The 13,511-nt window shown below is 68.8% G+C and carries 13 protein-coding genes; 10 read left to right on the forward strand and 3 right to left on the reverse strand.

The genetic code is table 11. The annotated features are described in order from the left end of the window. The first annotated feature begins 246 nt into the window (after positions 1 to 246). The gene (locus ACE3OU_RS18175) at positions 247 to 1,011 is read left to right on the forward strand and encodes a flagellar brake protein (protein WP_374242970.1); all 765 of its coding nucleotides are present in this window, start codon (positions 247 to 249) and stop codon (positions 1,009 to 1,011) included. A 186-nt stretch (positions 1,012 to 1,197) separates the two neighbouring features. On the opposite strand, the gene fliE is transcribed toward ACE3OU_RS18175, so the two are convergent. The 3 genes from fliE to ACE3OU_RS18190 all read right to left on the reverse strand — a co-directional run bounded on the left by fliE (position 1,198) and on the right by ACE3OU_RS18190 (position 4,113). After that, positions 1,198 to 1,518, reverse strand: a complete 321-nt coding sequence (gene fliE / locus ACE3OU_RS18180; RefSeq protein WP_374242971.1) for a flagellar hook-basal body complex protein FliE — start codon at positions 1,516 to 1,518, stop codon at positions 1,198 to 1,200. Positions 1,519 to 1,581: 63 nt separating this feature from the next. Further along, a complete protein-coding gene (locus tag ACE3OU_RS18185) occupies positions 1,582 to 2,976 on the reverse strand; it encodes a sigma-54-dependent transcriptional regulator (protein ID WP_374242972.1) in 1,395 nt (464 codons plus the stop codon). A 33-nt stretch (positions 2,977 to 3,009) separates the two neighbouring features. Then, on the reverse strand, positions 3,010 to 4,113 hold the full coding sequence (locus ACE3OU_RS18190; RefSeq protein WP_374242973.1) for a PAS domain-containing sensor histidine kinase: 1,104 nt from the start codon (positions 4,111 to 4,113) through the stop codon (positions 3,010 to 3,012). 155 nt (positions 4,114 to 4,268) lie between these two features. Between ACE3OU_RS18190 and fliF the strand changes: the two genes are divergently transcribed. The 9 genes from fliF (at position 4,269) to fliN (ending at position 12,958) form a co-directional block, all read left to right on the forward strand. Beyond that, on the forward strand, positions 4,269 to 5,987 hold the full coding sequence (fliF, locus tag ACE3OU_RS18195) for a flagellar basal-body MS-ring/collar protein FliF (protein WP_374242974.1): 1,719 nt from the start codon (positions 4,269 to 4,271) through the stop codon (positions 5,985 to 5,987). Beyond that, positions 5,971 to 6,972 carry a flagellar motor switch protein FliG gene (gene fliG / locus ACE3OU_RS18200; protein ID WP_374242975.1) on the forward strand — a complete coding sequence of 334 codons (1,002 nt, stop codon included), beginning with the start codon at positions 5,971 to 5,973 and terminating at the stop codon, positions 6,970 to 6,972. The genes fliF and fliG overlap by 17 nt, the downstream gene beginning before the upstream one ends. A 24-nt stretch (positions 6,973 to 6,996) precedes the next feature. Next, positions 6,997 to 7,731 carry a FliH/SctL family protein gene (locus ACE3OU_RS18205; protein WP_374242976.1) on the forward strand — a complete coding sequence of 245 codons (735 nt, stop codon included), beginning with the start codon at positions 6,997 to 6,999 and terminating at the stop codon, positions 7,729 to 7,731. After that, the gene (gene fliI, locus ACE3OU_RS18210) at positions 7,731 to 9,134 is read left to right on the forward strand and encodes a flagellar protein export ATPase FliI (RefSeq protein ID WP_374242977.1); all 1,404 of its coding nucleotides are present in this window, start codon (positions 7,731 to 7,733) and stop codon (positions 9,132 to 9,134) included. Before ACE3OU_RS18205 ends, fliI begins: the two co-directional genes overlap by 1 nt. Before the next feature lie 84 nt (positions 9,135 to 9,218). Next, a complete protein-coding gene (gene fliJ, locus ACE3OU_RS18215) occupies positions 9,219 to 9,668 on the forward strand; it encodes a flagellar export protein FliJ (RefSeq protein WP_374242978.1) in 450 nt (149 codons plus the stop codon). Between the two features lie 71 nt (positions 9,669 to 9,739). Next, complete coding sequence (locus ACE3OU_RS18220; protein ID WP_374242979.1) at positions 9,740 to 10,816, forward strand: flagellar hook-length control protein FliK; 1,077 nt, start codon at positions 9,740 to 9,742, stop codon at positions 10,814 to 10,816. A gap of 94 nt (positions 10,817 to 10,910) precedes the next feature. Continuing rightward, positions 10,911 to 11,480: a flagellar basal body-associated FliL family protein gene (locus ACE3OU_RS18225; protein WP_374242980.1), complete on the forward strand. Its 570-nt coding sequence runs from the start codon at positions 10,911 to 10,913 to the stop codon at positions 11,478 to 11,480. Between the two features lie 14 nt (positions 11,481 to 11,494). Beyond that, positions 11,495 to 12,496: a flagellar motor switch protein FliM gene (gene fliM / locus ACE3OU_RS18230; RefSeq protein ID WP_374242981.1), complete on the forward strand. Its 1,002-nt coding sequence runs from the start codon at positions 11,495 to 11,497 to the stop codon at positions 12,494 to 12,496. Positions 12,497 to 12,499: 3 nt separating this feature from the next. Further along, entirely contained in the window at positions 12,500 to 12,958 is a 459-nt protein-coding gene (fliN, locus tag ACE3OU_RS18235) for a flagellar motor switch protein FliN (RefSeq protein WP_374242982.1), read from the forward strand. Positions 12,959 to 13,511 lie beyond the last annotated feature (553 nt).

Genomic DNA, 13,511 nt, shown 5'->3' on the forward strand with positions numbered 1-13,511 from the left:
ACCAGCGATTGCAGGATATGTTTGAAATCAAGCGGTTTCATCGCCACCCTCCTGATTGCAGCAAAACTGTATATTCAGACAGATTGCAGGGGGTACGGTTCCACAGGCAACGGTGACATAGCCTTTTCTTTTGGGGCGGCACGGCGCAAACCAGGCGCCGACGTCACGGGGACCGGCACGGGCACGCGCCAGCGCACCGACGGGCTGCTAAAATTACAGGCTATTTGGTTTCAGCCGAACGCCATCATGTCGCTCAAGTTCGAACTCCTGCAGGCCGACGACTACTCCCGCTACCTCCTGCGGGGCCGGACGGACATCCTCTTCAACCTGCGCGGCCTGATGCAGAAGCGTGCCATGCTGTCGGCCTTCATCGACGCCAGCGCCGACTCCTTCCTCACGGCGATCGTCGCCCTCTCCGCCGACGACGACTATCTGGTGCTCGACGCCGCCAGCGACGAACAGCTCAACCGCCGCATCGAGATCGCCGAGCAGCTGATCTGCGTCACCCAGCTCGACCGCATCAAGATCCAGTTTGCCGCCCGCGGCGTCCAGCGCATCCAGCACGACGGCCACGATGCCTTCCGGGTCCGGCTGCCCGACGTGATCCTGCGCCTGCAGCGGCGCGAATACTTCCGCCTCACCGCCCCCAGCGCCCACAGCCTGACCTGCCTGATCCCGGTGACCATCGACGGCGAGAGCCGGGAGGTGTCGGTGGAAGCCAACGTGCTCGACATCAGCGGCGGCGGCCTGGCCATCACGGTGCCGTCGGATGGCCTGGTCGTCGAGCCGGACATGGAGTTTCCCAACTGCCGCCTGATGCTCCCCGAGACCGGCGCCATCGTCACATCCCTGCGCGTGCGCAACCTGTTCCGCGTCACCAACCGCGACGGCAGCGTCACCCTGCGCGCCGGCTGCGAGTTCACCCAGCTCTCCGGCAACATGGCCGCCACCATCCAGCGCTACATCCTGAAGATTGAACGCGAACGCAACGCCCGCGAACGCAGCCGCTGAAACACCCCGCTCCAAAATCAAAAGCCGGCTTGTCGCCGGCTTTTGCTTTTTATGCCCATGGAGCCGAAAAGCCTTCAGGAGTCGTAGCGAGCGGCCAGAGGTCGCAACGAGGAACGGAAACGTACAAGCGTACGTCGAGTACCGGAGTTGCGGGATCTGGCCGCGCAGTAGATTCCTGAAGGCTTTTCAGACCGACATGTTCATGATGTCCTGGTAGGCCGTGACCAGCTTGTTGCGCACCTGCACCATCTGCTGGAAAGACAGGTTGGCCTTCTGCAGGTTCACCATCACGTCCTGCAGATTCACGTTGGGGTCGCCCGCCGAGAAGCCCTTGGCCATCTCCTGGGCCTGCATCTGGGCCGAGCTGACCTGGTCGATGGCCGACTTGAGCACCTCGCCGAAATCGGCGCCCCCCGCCGCGCCCGGGGCCTGGGCGGACTTGCCCGCGGCCACCTGCGAGGTGGCCCGCAACTCCGACAACATCTGATCGATTCCGCGGGTATCCATGGTCCGGCTCCTTTTTCTCAACTATAGCAGAGCAAACCATGTGCCAAGCGGCACAGGGACGCTTCAACCGGAGAACAGGCCCTCCTCCCGGTACTGCTGGAGCTTGTAGCGCAGGGTGCGTTCGGAGATGCCGAGCTGCTCCACCGCGCGTTTGCGCGATCCGCCGACCTCCCGGAGCACCTTCAGGATGTGCTCCCGTTCGAGATCCTTCATGTTGGCGGGCCGCTCCGCTGGCGGCGCGGCAAGCGGCGCATCGGCATGATTTGCCGGTTCGGCGGCAAAAGCCGCCGGCAGCGGCGGCGTGAGGGGCGTGCGCAGCGGCTCGCCGTTCCAGTGGGGCAGGCACAGGCGGATGGTCTCGGGCGACACCGCCTGCCCGCTGCTGAGGATCAGCGCCCGCTGCACGGTGTTCTCCAGTTCACGCACGTTGCCCGGCCAGTGGTACATCAGCAGCACCGCCTCGGCCTCGGGGGAGAGGCGCGCGGTGCGCCGCAGGCGCGCCCCATGGAGCTGGGCGAAATGCCGGGCCAGCGGCACGATGTCACCCGGCCGCTCGCGCAGCGACGGGATCGCCAGCGGAAACACGTTGAGGCGGTAATACAGATCCTCCCGGAAGCGCCCGGCGGCGACCTCCTTGGCCATGTCGCGGTTGGTGGTGGCCAGCACGCGGATGTCCAGCGGGATGGCCTTCTTGCCGCCCACCCGCTCCACCTCCCGCTCCTGCAGCACGCGCAGCAGCTTGGCCTGCAGGCCCAGCGGCATCTCGGAGATCTCGTCGAGGAGCAGCGTGCCGCCCTCGGCCTGCTCGAACTTGCCGGCCTGGGCCGTGCCCGCGCCGGTGAAGGCGCCCTTCTCGTGCCCGAAGAGGGTCGCCTCGAGCAGGGTGTCGGGAATCGCCGCGCAGTTGATGGCCACGAAGGGCCCCTTGCGGCGGGGCGAGTGCTCGTGCAGGTAGCGGGCAAAGACCTCCTTGCCGGTGCCCGACTCGCCGGTGAGCAGCACGGTGGCGTCGGTTTCTGCGACCTTGTCGGCGAGGGCCAGCAGCTTGCAGGTGTGGGGGTCGGCGGCGATCATCCCGTCGTCCTGGCGGGTCACCGCGTAGCGCCGCACATGCTCCAGCAGCACCTTGGGCTCGAAGGGCTTCATCAGGAAGTCGCAGGCGCCGCCGCGCATCGCGTCCACCGCCTTCTCGACGTCGCCGAAGGCGGTCATCAGCAGCACCGGCAGCTGGGGCAGGCGCTGGCGCAGTTCGGCCAGCAGCTGCAGGCCGTCCATCGGCTGCATCTTCAGGTCGGACAGGACCAGGTTGAAGGCCTGCTTCTCGACGGCGGCCAGGGCGGCCGGCCCGTCCCCGACCCCGACGACTTCATGGCCGGCCACTTCGAGGGTCAGGCACACGGCATCGCGCAGGGGGGCGTCGTCTTCGACAACCAGGATCTTGAGGGCTTCTTCGGGCATGGAACGTCTCTCTGTTGCAGGTGCGGCCGGGCGTCAGGCGCCCATCGCGAGGGTCAGCGTGAAGGTGGTGCCGCGGCCGGGCGCCGAGTCGATGCGGATGTCGCCGCCGTGGGCCCGGGCCACCCCCCGCGCGATCGCCAGACCCAGGCCGGTACCGTCGGGACGGGTGGTAAAGAACGGCTCGAACAGCCGTGACTGAAGGGCCGGCTCGATGCCGCGCCCATTGTCGGCCACCGCGAAGCGCGCCACCGGACCGTCGAGGCGGGCGTCGAAACGGATCTCGCCGCCGGCCTCCAGGGCCTGCACGGCGTTTTCCAGCAGGTTGGTAAGGGCGCCGGCCACCGCCTTGCGGTCGCCCACCACCCGGGTGTCGCCGCAGTGGCAGTCGGCGGAAAACACAATGCCCTTGGCACGGCTGAGGGGCTCCAGGGTCTGGGCCAGTTCGGCCACCAGCTCGCAGATGCCGAAGGGCTCGCGGCCGAGGGTTTCGCCGCGGGCGAAGAGCAGCATGTCGCGGATGAGCTTCTCGAGGTGGCGCAGGCGCTCCATCGCCCGGCTGCCGATGCGCTCCCGGTCGGCCGGGCCCATTTCCTGCTCCACCAGGGTCGCCGTGTACAGCAGCGCCGCCGCCAGCGGGGTGCGCAGCTGATGGGCCAGGCCGGCCACCATCTCGCCCATCGCGGCGAGGCGTTCGTTGCGCTCGACGGCGAGGCGCATCTGGTGGGCCTCGGTGACGTCGCTGAGGAGCACGATGCGGCCTTCGCCGGACTCCAGGGTGGCATCCACCCGGCTCACCCGGCACACCCGCCCGTCCGCCTCGAACTGCCACTCGCCCGGTGTCTCGGTGGCGGCGAGGCGGGTGGCGCAGAAGGCGGCCCAGTCGACGCCGGTCAGCCCGGCCTCGAACATGGCCTCCACCGCCCGGTTGGCCTGCACCACGCGGCCATCCCGGTCGAGCACCACGACCCCCGCCGGCAGCGCGCCCATCAGCACGCTGAGGCGCTCGGTCAGCTGGGCGACCTGGGTCTGCAGGCCGGCGTAGGCACCCGTGAGGGCCTCCGAGGCCTCGCTGAACTGACGGAAGGCTTCGGCCAGCTGGCGGGCATCGAGACGTTCGTCGGTGGCGGGGAGAGTCATGGGCAGGCAAGGCTGAAATTCACCGTTTCGCAGCTTAGGCCCGGGCGAGGCGCGGCAAGGCGGCAAATAGGCGGCAAAAAACGCCGCTAATCCCGCCGCCGGAAGCCGCCCGCCGCGCCCAGAATGCGTGCATCCGAAATAGGGGGAATGTTTCCATGGCAGCAGAAGACGCCGCCGCGCCAGTACCGCCCGCCTCACCCTTCGCGCAGGTGCTGGAAAACATCCGCAATCTGTCCCAGCGCCAGAAGATCGCCGCCGGCGCCGCGCTGGCCTTTGCCATCGCGCTGGTGGTCGGCGTGATCCTGTGGAGCCGCCAGCCCGACTACGCCGTGCTGTTCTCCAACCTCGAGGAGAAGGACGGCGGCGCCGTGGTGGCCAGCCTGCAGCAGCAGAACGTGCCCTACAAGTTCTCGGAAAACGGCAACGCCATCCTGGTGCCGTCGTCCCAGGTCCACGACCTGCGCCTGCGCATGGCCGCCCAGGGCATCCCCAAGGGCGGCCTGGTGGGCTTCGAGCTGATGGAAAACCAGAAGCTCGGCCTCTCCCAGTTCCACGAGCAGGTCAACTTCCAGCGCGCCCTCGAAGGCGAGCTGTCGCGCACCATCTCGGCCATCGCCAGCGTGGCCGCGGCCCGCGTGCACCTGGCGATCCCCAAGCAGACCGCCTTCCTGCGCGACGAGCAGAAACCCACCGCCTCGGTGATGGTGCACCTGCACACCGGCCGCGCCCTCGACCCGACCCAGATCGCCGGCATCGTGCACCTGATCGCCTCCAGCGTGCCCCAGCTCACCAACGACAACGTGAGCGTGATCGACCAGAACGGCAACCTGCTCACCAAGAAGCCCGACCCGCTGCGCGCCAACGGGGCCCTCGACGCCAGCCAGATCCTCTACACCCGCGAGCTCGAGGAAGGCTTCATCGAGCGGGTCAATGCGATCCTCACGCCGCTCTTCGGCAAGGGCAACTTCCGCGCCCAGGTGTCGGCCGACGTGGACTTCAACGTCACCGAGCAGACCGCCGAAACCTACCGCCCCAACCCCTCCCCCGAGCAATCCATCCGCAGCCAGCAGAGCAGCGAGAGCCAGACCCGCGAGCTGGCCCCCCAGGGCGTCCCCGGCGCCCTCACCAACCAGCCGCCGGTGCCCGCCACGGCTCCGGTGACCACCCCGCCGGTGGCCGGCACCGCCGGCGCCGGCCAGCCGCCCATCACCACCAACAAGAGCGCCACCATCAACTACGAGCTGGACAAGACCGTCCAGCACACCCGCAAGGCGCTTGGCCAGATCCGCCGGTTGTCGGTGGCCGTGGCGGTCAACCAGCGCGAAGAGAAGGACAAGTCCGGCGCGCTCAAGCCGGTGCCGCTGTCCGACGAGGAACGGCAGCGCATCGAAAAGCTCGTCGGGGACGCCGTCGGCTACAACAAGGAGCGGGGCGACACCCTCAGCGTCGCCAGCAGCCCCTTCGTGGCCAGCCAGGAGCCCGAGACGCCCCTCTGGAAAGACCCCGAGAACCAGGCCCTGCTGAAGGAGCTCATCAAGTATCTGGTGATCGCCGGGGTGATCGCCTTCGTGGCCTTTGGGGTGATCCGGCCGCTGCTGCGGCAGGTCCTGCCCCAGCCCGAGCCCAAGGAAGACGAGGCGGCGATCGCCGCGGCCGCCGCCCAGGCGGCGGCGGAAGGCGAGGAGGCCGAAGCCGGCGAGGAGGGCGAAGGCGAGGAAGGCGAAGGCGCCGAGGTCGAACTCTCGCCCGAGGCCGCGGCCCGCCTGGCCTACGAGGAGAAGCTCGCCAAGGTGCTGGCCCTCGCCAGGAACAACCCGAAGGTGATCAGCAACCTGATCAAGGAATGGATGGGAAGCAATGAGCAGCAACGATGAAGGGCTCGACAAGAGCACCCTGCTCCTGATGACCTTGGGCGCCGACGAGGCCGCCGAAGTGCTCAAGCAGCTCGGCCCGCGGGACGTCCAGAAGCTCGGCGCGGCGATGGCCGTGATGCCGGCCCAGAGTCGCGAGAAGCTCGAGGCGCTGCTCGACGAGGTGCTGCTGTTCGCCGAGAAGGGCGCACCGATCGAGGCCGACCACGACCACATCAAGGCCATGCTCACCAAGGCCCTCGGCGACGAGCGGGCCAACCACCTGATCGGGCGCGTGCTGCAGGGCTCGGACACCGCCGGCATCGAGAGCCTCAAGTGGATGGACGCCGCCACGGCGGCCGACCTCATCAAGAACGAACACCCGCAGATCATCGCCACGATCCTGGTGCACCTCGAGTTCGACCAGGCCGGCGAGATCCTCAAGCACTTCAGCGACCGCCTGCGCAACGACGTGCTGCTGCGCATCGCCACCCTCGACGGCGTGCAGCCGGTGGCCCTGCGCGAGCTCAACGAGGCCCTCACGCGCATGCTCTCCGGCGCCAGCAACGTCAAGAAGACCGCCATGGGCGGCGTGCGCCACGCGGCGGACATCCTCAACTTCGTCGGCTCGGCAGCCGAGACGGCGATCCTCGACAACGTGCGCGAATACGACCCGGACCTGGCCCAGAAGATCCTCGACGAGATGTTCGTCTTCGAGAACCTCATGGATCTCGACGACCGCGGCATCCAGACCCTGCTGCGCGAGGTGCAGAGCGACTCGCTGATCATCGCCCTCAAGGGCGCCCCGCCCGAGATGCGCGAGAAGGTCTTCCGCAACATGTCCCAACGCGCCGCCGAGATGCTCCGCGAAGACCTGGAGTCCCGCGGCCCGGTGCGCCTCTCCGAGGTCGAGGCCGAGCAGAAGGAGATCCTCAAGACCGCCCGCCGGCTGGCGGAAGAAGGCCAGATCGCCCTGTCCAGCAAGGGAAGCGACGATGCCTTCGTGTAAGCGTGAAAGCGGCGGGGCCCGCCCATGAGCCACCACCAGGCCGCCGGCGCCTACCGGCGCTGGCTCCCGCCCTCCTTCGACGACCCCGCGCCCCAGCCCGCGCCGGCCGCCCCGCCGGAGCCGCCGGTGGAGCCCTTCGAGCCCGACTTCCCCGAGCCCCCCGAGCTGCCCGTCGAGCCCGAACCCGAACCCGAACCGGCGCCCCCGCCTCCGCCGCCGCCCGACCCCGCGCCGGAGATCCACCTCCCCACCGCGGAAGACATCGAGCGCATCCACGAGGAGGCCCGCAAGGAGGGCTACGACGCCGGTTACGAGGAAGGCACCGCCCGCGGCCGGGTCGAGGCGATGGCTCTCCACAGCCTCGTCCAGGGCATGGACGACGCCCTCGGCCGCCTCGACCAGGAGGTGGCCGAGGAGATCCTCGCCCTGTCCATCGAGATCGCCCGCCAGATGGTGCGCCACCACCTCGACGCCCACCCCGAGGCCGTCGGCGAGCTGATCCGCGAAGCCCTGCTGCAGATGCCCCAGACCCACGCCCTGGTGCACCTCAACCCCGACGACCTCGCGCTGGCCCGCGACTACCTCGGCGAGCAGCTCACCCACGCCGGCCATCGCCTGGTCGAAGACGCCAGCATCAGCCGCGGCGGGGTGCGCATCGACGCCGGCGGCAGCCAGATCGACGCCACCGTGCAGACCCGCTGGCGCCGCATCCTCGACAACCTCGGCCGCAACGTGGCCTGGGACGGAGACGGCAGCTGATGCGCCACGGCACCGAAACCTGGCAAGCCTTCCTCGCCGACGGGCGCAAGCTGATCGGCGCCACGCCGCCCTACCAGCTCGCCGGCCGCCTGACGCGCATCAACGGCCTCGTCATGGAAGCCTCGGGCCTCAAGCTGCCCCTCGGCTCCGGCTGCCGCATCAACATCCCCGGCGGCGCGTCGGTAGAGGCCGAGGTGGTCGGGTTCCACGGCGAGAAGATCTTCCTGATGCCCACCGACGACGTCTTCGGCCTCGCCCCCGGCGCCCAGGTGCTGCCGGTGGAGCCCACCCAGCCGCCGCTGGTGGCCGGCGAGCGCATCGAGCCGCGCCGGCGCGCCTCCGACCGGGCCAAACACCTGCCGATGGGCGACGAGCTCCTCGGCCGCGTCGTGGACGGCGCCGGCCGCCCGCTCGATGGGCTGGGGCCCCTCACGGTGCGCCACACCCGCTCGCTCCAGTCGCGCCCGATCAACCCCCTCCAGCGCGCCCCGATCCGCCAGTCCCTCGACGTGGGGATCCGCGCCATCAACGGCCTGCTCACCGTGGGCCGGGGCCAACGGATGGGCCTGTTTGCCGGCTCGGGCGTCGGCAAGTCGGTGCTGATCGGCATGATGGCCCGCTACACCGCCGCCGACGTGATCGTGGTCGGGCTGATCGGCGAGCGGGGCCGAGAGGTCAAGGAGTTCATCGAGCACAACCTCGGCGCCGAGGGCCTCGCCCGCTCCGCGGTGATCGCCGCCCCCGCCGACTGCAGCCCGCTGATGCGCCTGCAGGGCGCCTCCTACGCCACCGCGGTGGCCGAATACTTCCGCGACCAGGGCCGGCAGGTGCTGCTGATCATGGACTCGCTGACCCGCTACGCGATGGCCCAGCGCGAGATCGCCCTCGCCATCGGCGAACCGCCCGTCACACGCGGCTACCCGCCGTCGGTGTTCGCGCGCCTGCCGGCGCTGGTCGAGCGGGCCGGCAACGGGCCGGAGGGCGGCGGCTCGATCACCGCCTTCTACACCGTGCTCGCCGAGGGCGACGACCAGCAGGACCCGATCGCCGACTCGGCCCGGGCCATCCTCGACGGTCACATCGTGCTGTCGCGCAACCTGGCCGACCAGGGCCACTACCCGGCCATCGACATCGAGCAATCCATCTCCCGCGCCATGCACAATCTGGTCAAGAGCCAGCACTTCGACATGGTGCGCCGCTTCAAGCAGCTGTTCTCCCGCTACCAGCGCTCCCGCGACCTGATCGCCGTGGGGGCCTACCATGCCGGCTCCGACCCCGTGCTCGACGAGGCGGTGAGCATCTACCCCCGCCTCGAGGCCTATCTGCAGCAGCGTATCGACGAGAACGAGCCCTACGAATCGGCCGTGGAAAAACTGCACGCCCTCTTCGGAGCCCGCCCGTGAGCCCCATCCCCCACCCGTCTGGCCCCTGCCCCCCGGCCCTAAAGAATTCCGTCCCCCGCCCGTTAAGCGCGAAGGAACGTGAAGATGACTGAGCCGTTCCCGCTGCAACCCTTGCTCGACCTGGCCAACAGCCGGATGGACGACGCCGCGCGCAAGCTCGGCGAACTGATCGCCAGCGAACAGGCCGTCGAAGAGAAGCTCCAGCTGCTGGTGGCCTATCGCCGTGAATACCAGGAACGCTTCGTCGAGACCGCCCGCAACGGCATCGGCCCCGACGCCTGGCGCAATTTCAGCGCCTTCCTCGGCAAGCTCGACGACGCCATCGCCCAGCAACAGCGGATCGTCGACGACTCGCGGCAACGGACCGTGCAGGGCCAGCAGGAATGGGTGGATCAGCGCAACCGGGTGAAGGCCTTCGACACCCTGTCGCACCGCCACCAGAGCCTGCAGGCGCGCAAGGAGGCCAAGCAGGAACAAAAGCTCACCGACGAGCACTCCGCCAAGCAGTTCCGCGACCGCAAGCTCGAGGAGTGACCGGGGGCGGGCGCGCCTGGCACGTGGCTTGCTGGTTGGCTGTCGTCTGCATCGTCACCAGGAACAACATCATGCCCGGACCGGCCTTGACCCCGATCGCCTCCCCTCTCCCTGCTGCCAGCGCCAAAGGCCCGGAAGGCACCCGCCCGGACGCGGCCGCCCAGGCCCGGGAGGCCGACGCCCCCGAGACCGGCTTCGCCGGGGAGCTCCAGCGCCACATGCAGGGCAGCGGCGGCAAGGACGAAGGCAGTGCCACCCAGGCCGACGCACCGTCCCCCGACGACGGTTCCCCCCCGGCAGCCGACGCCGCCCCCCAGCCCAGCGCCCTGCCGCCGGAGCTCGTGGCCCTCCTCGCGGGCCTCGCCACGCCACCCGCCGGCAAGGCGGCCGCCCCGGTCGAGGCCGACGCCGGCGAGGATCCTGCCACGACGCCCGCGGGCATCGATTCACGCCAGGGCCTGACCGGCCTGGGCGCCGACCCCGGCACCGCCGGGGGCCGGTTGCCGCCGGGCGCCGCGGCGGACCTCCGGCAGGCGGCAGATCTTGCCGGTGCCACAGCGGATGCTGCCGGCAAGCACCCCGGCCCTGCCGCCCTCGAGACCGCCATCGCGCCCCGGGACGGCCGCATCGAGCTGGCCGCGGACGCCGCGCCGGGCAACAGCTTCGCCGCGATCCACGCCGCCGCGCTGGCCAACCTGCGGGGCGAATCCACCGCCGCCGCCGCACCGCTGCCGATCCATGTGGCCACCCCGGCGGGCAGCCCGGCCTGGCCGGAGGAGGTCGGCAACCGGGTGAGCTGGATGGTCCGCCAGCACGAGAGCCAGGCCGAGCTCACCCTCACCCCGCCCCAGCTCGGGCGGATCGAGGTGTCGATCACCGTGAGCGGCGACCAGACCAGCGCCCAGTTCGTCACCGCCACGCCGGCCGCGCGGGAGCTGATCGAGCAGAGCCTGCCGCGCCTGCGCGAGATCCTCGAACAGAGCGGGATCAGCCTCGGCCAGGCCGACGTCGGCACCTCCGGCCAGCGCGGCGAAGGCGGCCAGCACACCCCGCGTGGCCGCTTCGGCGGCGACGCCAGCGCGGCAAGCACCGGCGCGCCCGCCCTGTGGCAGCGCCGGGGCGAAGGATTGGTTGATACGTTCGCCTGAAAAACCTCAAAATGGCGGGCTCCAATGCCCCTATTTCAGGCTTGCCGGGTGGGCGTGATGGATAACAATGCAGTGAGATAAGGAGTGATCCAGCATGTCGAAAGCACCCGCCAAGGCCGAAGCCCCCGAAGGCGAAGCCCCCGCCAAGGGCGGCAAGAAAAAAATGATCATCATCATCGCCGTCGTGCTGATCCTGGCGATCGCTGGCGGCGCGGCCTTCATGATGATGAACAAGAAGAAGCACGCCGAGGGCGAGGACGCGGAAGAGGAAGTCTCCCACGAGCCCCCGAAGATCAAGGTCGACCCCTCCAAGCCGCCGGTCTTCGTGCCGCTCGAGCAGTTCACCGTCAACCTCTCCCCCGAGGAGGGTGAGCACTTCCTGCAGTCCACGATGGTGCTGCGGGTCGCCGATGCCAAGGTGGGCGACTCCCTGAAGCTCTACATGCCCGAGCTGAAGCACCGCATCCTGATGATGCTGTCCTCCAAGAAGCCCTCCGAGCTCGCCACCATCGAAGGCCGCGAGGCGCTCGCCGAGGAGATCAAGGAAGAAGCCAACGACGTGCTCGGCTACGCGCCGAACCCGAAGAAGAAAGGCAAGCGCAACCGCCCCGAGGACGACGGGCCGGTGCTCGCCGTGCTGTTCAACCAGTTCATCGTCCAGTAAGGGTTTGCCAGGCCATGGCCCAGGACTTTCTCTCCCAGGAAGAGGTCGACGCCCTGCTGAAGGGCGTCACCGGCGAGACCGACGAGCAGGAAGCCGACGAGGGTGCCGGCGACGGCATACGCCCTTACAACCTGGCCACCCAGGAACGGATCGTCCGTGGGCGCATGCCCACGATGGAGCTCATCAACGAGCGCTTCGCCCGCTACCTGCGGATCGGCCTGTTCACCTACATGCACCGCAACGTCGAGGTCTCGGTCGGCCCGATCAAGGTGCAGAAGTTCAGCGAGTTCGTGCGCAACCTGGTGGTGCCCACCAACCTCAACCTGCTCACCGCCAAGCCCCTGCGCGGCACCGGGCTGGTGGTGCTGGACCCGAACCTGGTCTTCCTGGTGGTGGACAACCTCTTCGGCGGCGACGGGCGCTTCCACACCCGGGTCGAAGGGCGTGACTTCACCCTCACCGAGCAGCGCATCATCCAGGGGCTGCTCCGGGTCACCTTCGAGGAATACGCCAAGGCCTGGCTGCCGGTGCAGAAGCTCGAGTTCGAGTACGTGCGCTCCGAGATGAACCCCCAGTTCGCCAACATCGCCACGCCCAGCGAGATCGTGGTGGCGTCGTCGTTCACCCTCGAGTTCGGCGGGGCCCAGGCGGAGATGCACTTCTGCTTCCCCTACTCGATGCTGGAGCCGATCCGCGAGACGCTCTACTCGACGATGCAGAGCGACCACATCACCCAGGACAACCGCTGGGTCAGCATGATGGGCAAGCAGCTGCAGAGCGCCGAGGTCACGCTCACCGCCCAGCTCGGCAACACGCGGGTCACGCTGCGCGACATCGTCAACATGCGCCCCGGCGACGTGATCCCCCTCAACATCCCCGAAACCGTGCAGGCGGAGGTGGATGGCATCCCCTTCATGGAATGCCGCTACGGCATCCAGCGCGGGCAATACGCCCTCAAGGTCGAACGCTTCCTCGCCCAGGAAGAAGAAACCCCGGCACCGCCCAGCCAGGAGTAAACCATGTCAGAAACCGACACCCCCGACGACAACCAGATCAGCGACGACGACTGGGCCGCGGCCATGCAGGAGCAGGCCGCCGCCGAAGGCCTGACCGACCTCTCCGGGTCGGACATGGGGGGCGACTCCCCCTTCCAGGCCAAGCCCGCCAGCCAGCTCTTCCCCGACTTCGGGCAGACCGGCGCCAAGACCGGCACGCTCAACGACTACGACATGATCCTGGACATCCCGGTGCAGCTCACCGTGGAACTGGGACGCACCAAGATCGCCATCCGCAACCTCCTGCAGCTGGCCCACGGCTCGGTGGTCGAGCTCGACGGCCTGGCCGGCGAACCGATGGACGTGCTGGTCAACGGCACCCTCATCGCCCAGGGCGAGGTGGTGGTGGTCAACGACAAGTTCGGCATCCGCCTGACGGATATCATCACGCCGGCCGAACGCATCCGCAAGCTGCGCAGCTAGTCCGCCACGCCAGAAGCCCCATCACCAAGGCTCCCGCAGCTACGCACTATCCTAGAAACAGCAGTTGGACACGCTCGCAGGTGCGTCTGGGCGGATGTCTGGCGCAAGGGATAAGCCCCCGGAGCCGCCGCGATGCGGCGCGCCCGCCCCCCTCAGGGGCCGCGACAAAGCTTGAGACGGCCCTTCCTTCTCGCGCCGACGCGACAGGCTCATGCCCACAAGATGAAGCGACAAAGCCAGGCGCACGCCCAGGCGTGCCAGCGGGCGTGTAGCGTGCTCACCCTCCGGGTAAGCGTCGGCGAAGGCAGGAAAGCGTGTGCTCATGCGGCTCTTTAGATTGCAGCAGGTTCAACGGCCTGACGCCCTGCAGGCCACCCCGCGCCCGCCCGCGTCCACCATCGCCATGACATGAATCTCCATGGCATCCACAACAACATTTACGGCATAAACATGTATAATTAGACAGTACCTTCCAGACACCCTCGGCCCGGAGCCCTGCCCCATGAAGGCCTACCCAAAGCCCCCGCAGATCATCGCTGAAGGCAGCGCCGTG

This window comes from Zoogloea sp., assembly GCF_041908905.1.
GTDB lineage: Bacteria > Pseudomonadota > Gammaproteobacteria > Burkholderiales > Rhodocyclaceae > Zoogloea.

Bases quoted from the DNA above. Each gene is read 5' to 3' on its own strand.
- ACE3OU_RS18220 (WP_374242979.1), top strand. From the start codon at position 9,740: ATGCCCGGACCGGCCTTGACCCCGATCGCCTCCCCTCTCCCTGCTGCC.
- ACE3OU_RS18190 (WP_374242973.1), bottom strand. From the start codon at position 4,113: ATGACTCTCCCCGCCACCGACGAACGTCTCGATGCCCGCCAGCTGGCC.
- ACE3OU_RS18175 (WP_374242970.1), top strand. From the start codon at position 247: ATGTCGCTCAAGTTCGAACTCCTGCAGGCCGACGACTACTCCCGCTAC.
- ACE3OU_RS18225 (WP_374242980.1), top strand. From the start codon at position 10,911: ATGTCGAAAGCACCCGCCAAGGCCGAAGCCCCCGAAGGCGAAGCCCCC.
- fliG (WP_374242975.1), top strand. From the start codon at position 5,971: ATGAGCAGCAACGATGAAGGGCTCGACAAGAGCACCCTGCTCCTGATG.
- fliN (WP_374242982.1), top strand. From the start codon at position 12,500: ATGTCAGAAACCGACACCCCCGACGACAACCAGATCAGCGACGACGAC.
- fliJ (WP_374242978.1), top strand. From the start codon at position 9,219: ATGACTGAGCCGTTCCCGCTGCAACCCTTGCTCGACCTGGCCAACAGC.
- fliE (WP_374242971.1), bottom strand. From the start codon at position 1,518: ATGGATACCCGCGGAATCGATCAGATGTTGTCGGAGTTGCGGGCCACC.
- fliF (WP_374242974.1), top strand. From the start codon at position 4,269: ATGGCAGCAGAAGACGCCGCCGCGCCAGTACCGCCCGCCTCACCCTTC.
- ACE3OU_RS18205 (WP_374242976.1), top strand. From the start codon at position 6,997: ATGAGCCACCACCAGGCCGCCGGCGCCTACCGGCGCTGGCTCCCGCCC.
- ACE3OU_RS18185 (WP_374242972.1), bottom strand. From the start codon at position 2,976: ATGCCCGAAGAAGCCCTCAAGATCCTGGTTGTCGAAGACGACGCCCCC.
- fliI (WP_374242977.1), top strand. From the start codon at position 7,731: ATGCGCCACGGCACCGAAACCTGGCAAGCCTTCCTCGCCGACGGGCGC.
- fliM (WP_374242981.1), top strand. From the start codon at position 11,495: ATGGCCCAGGACTTTCTCTCCCAGGAAGAGGTCGACGCCCTGCTGAAG.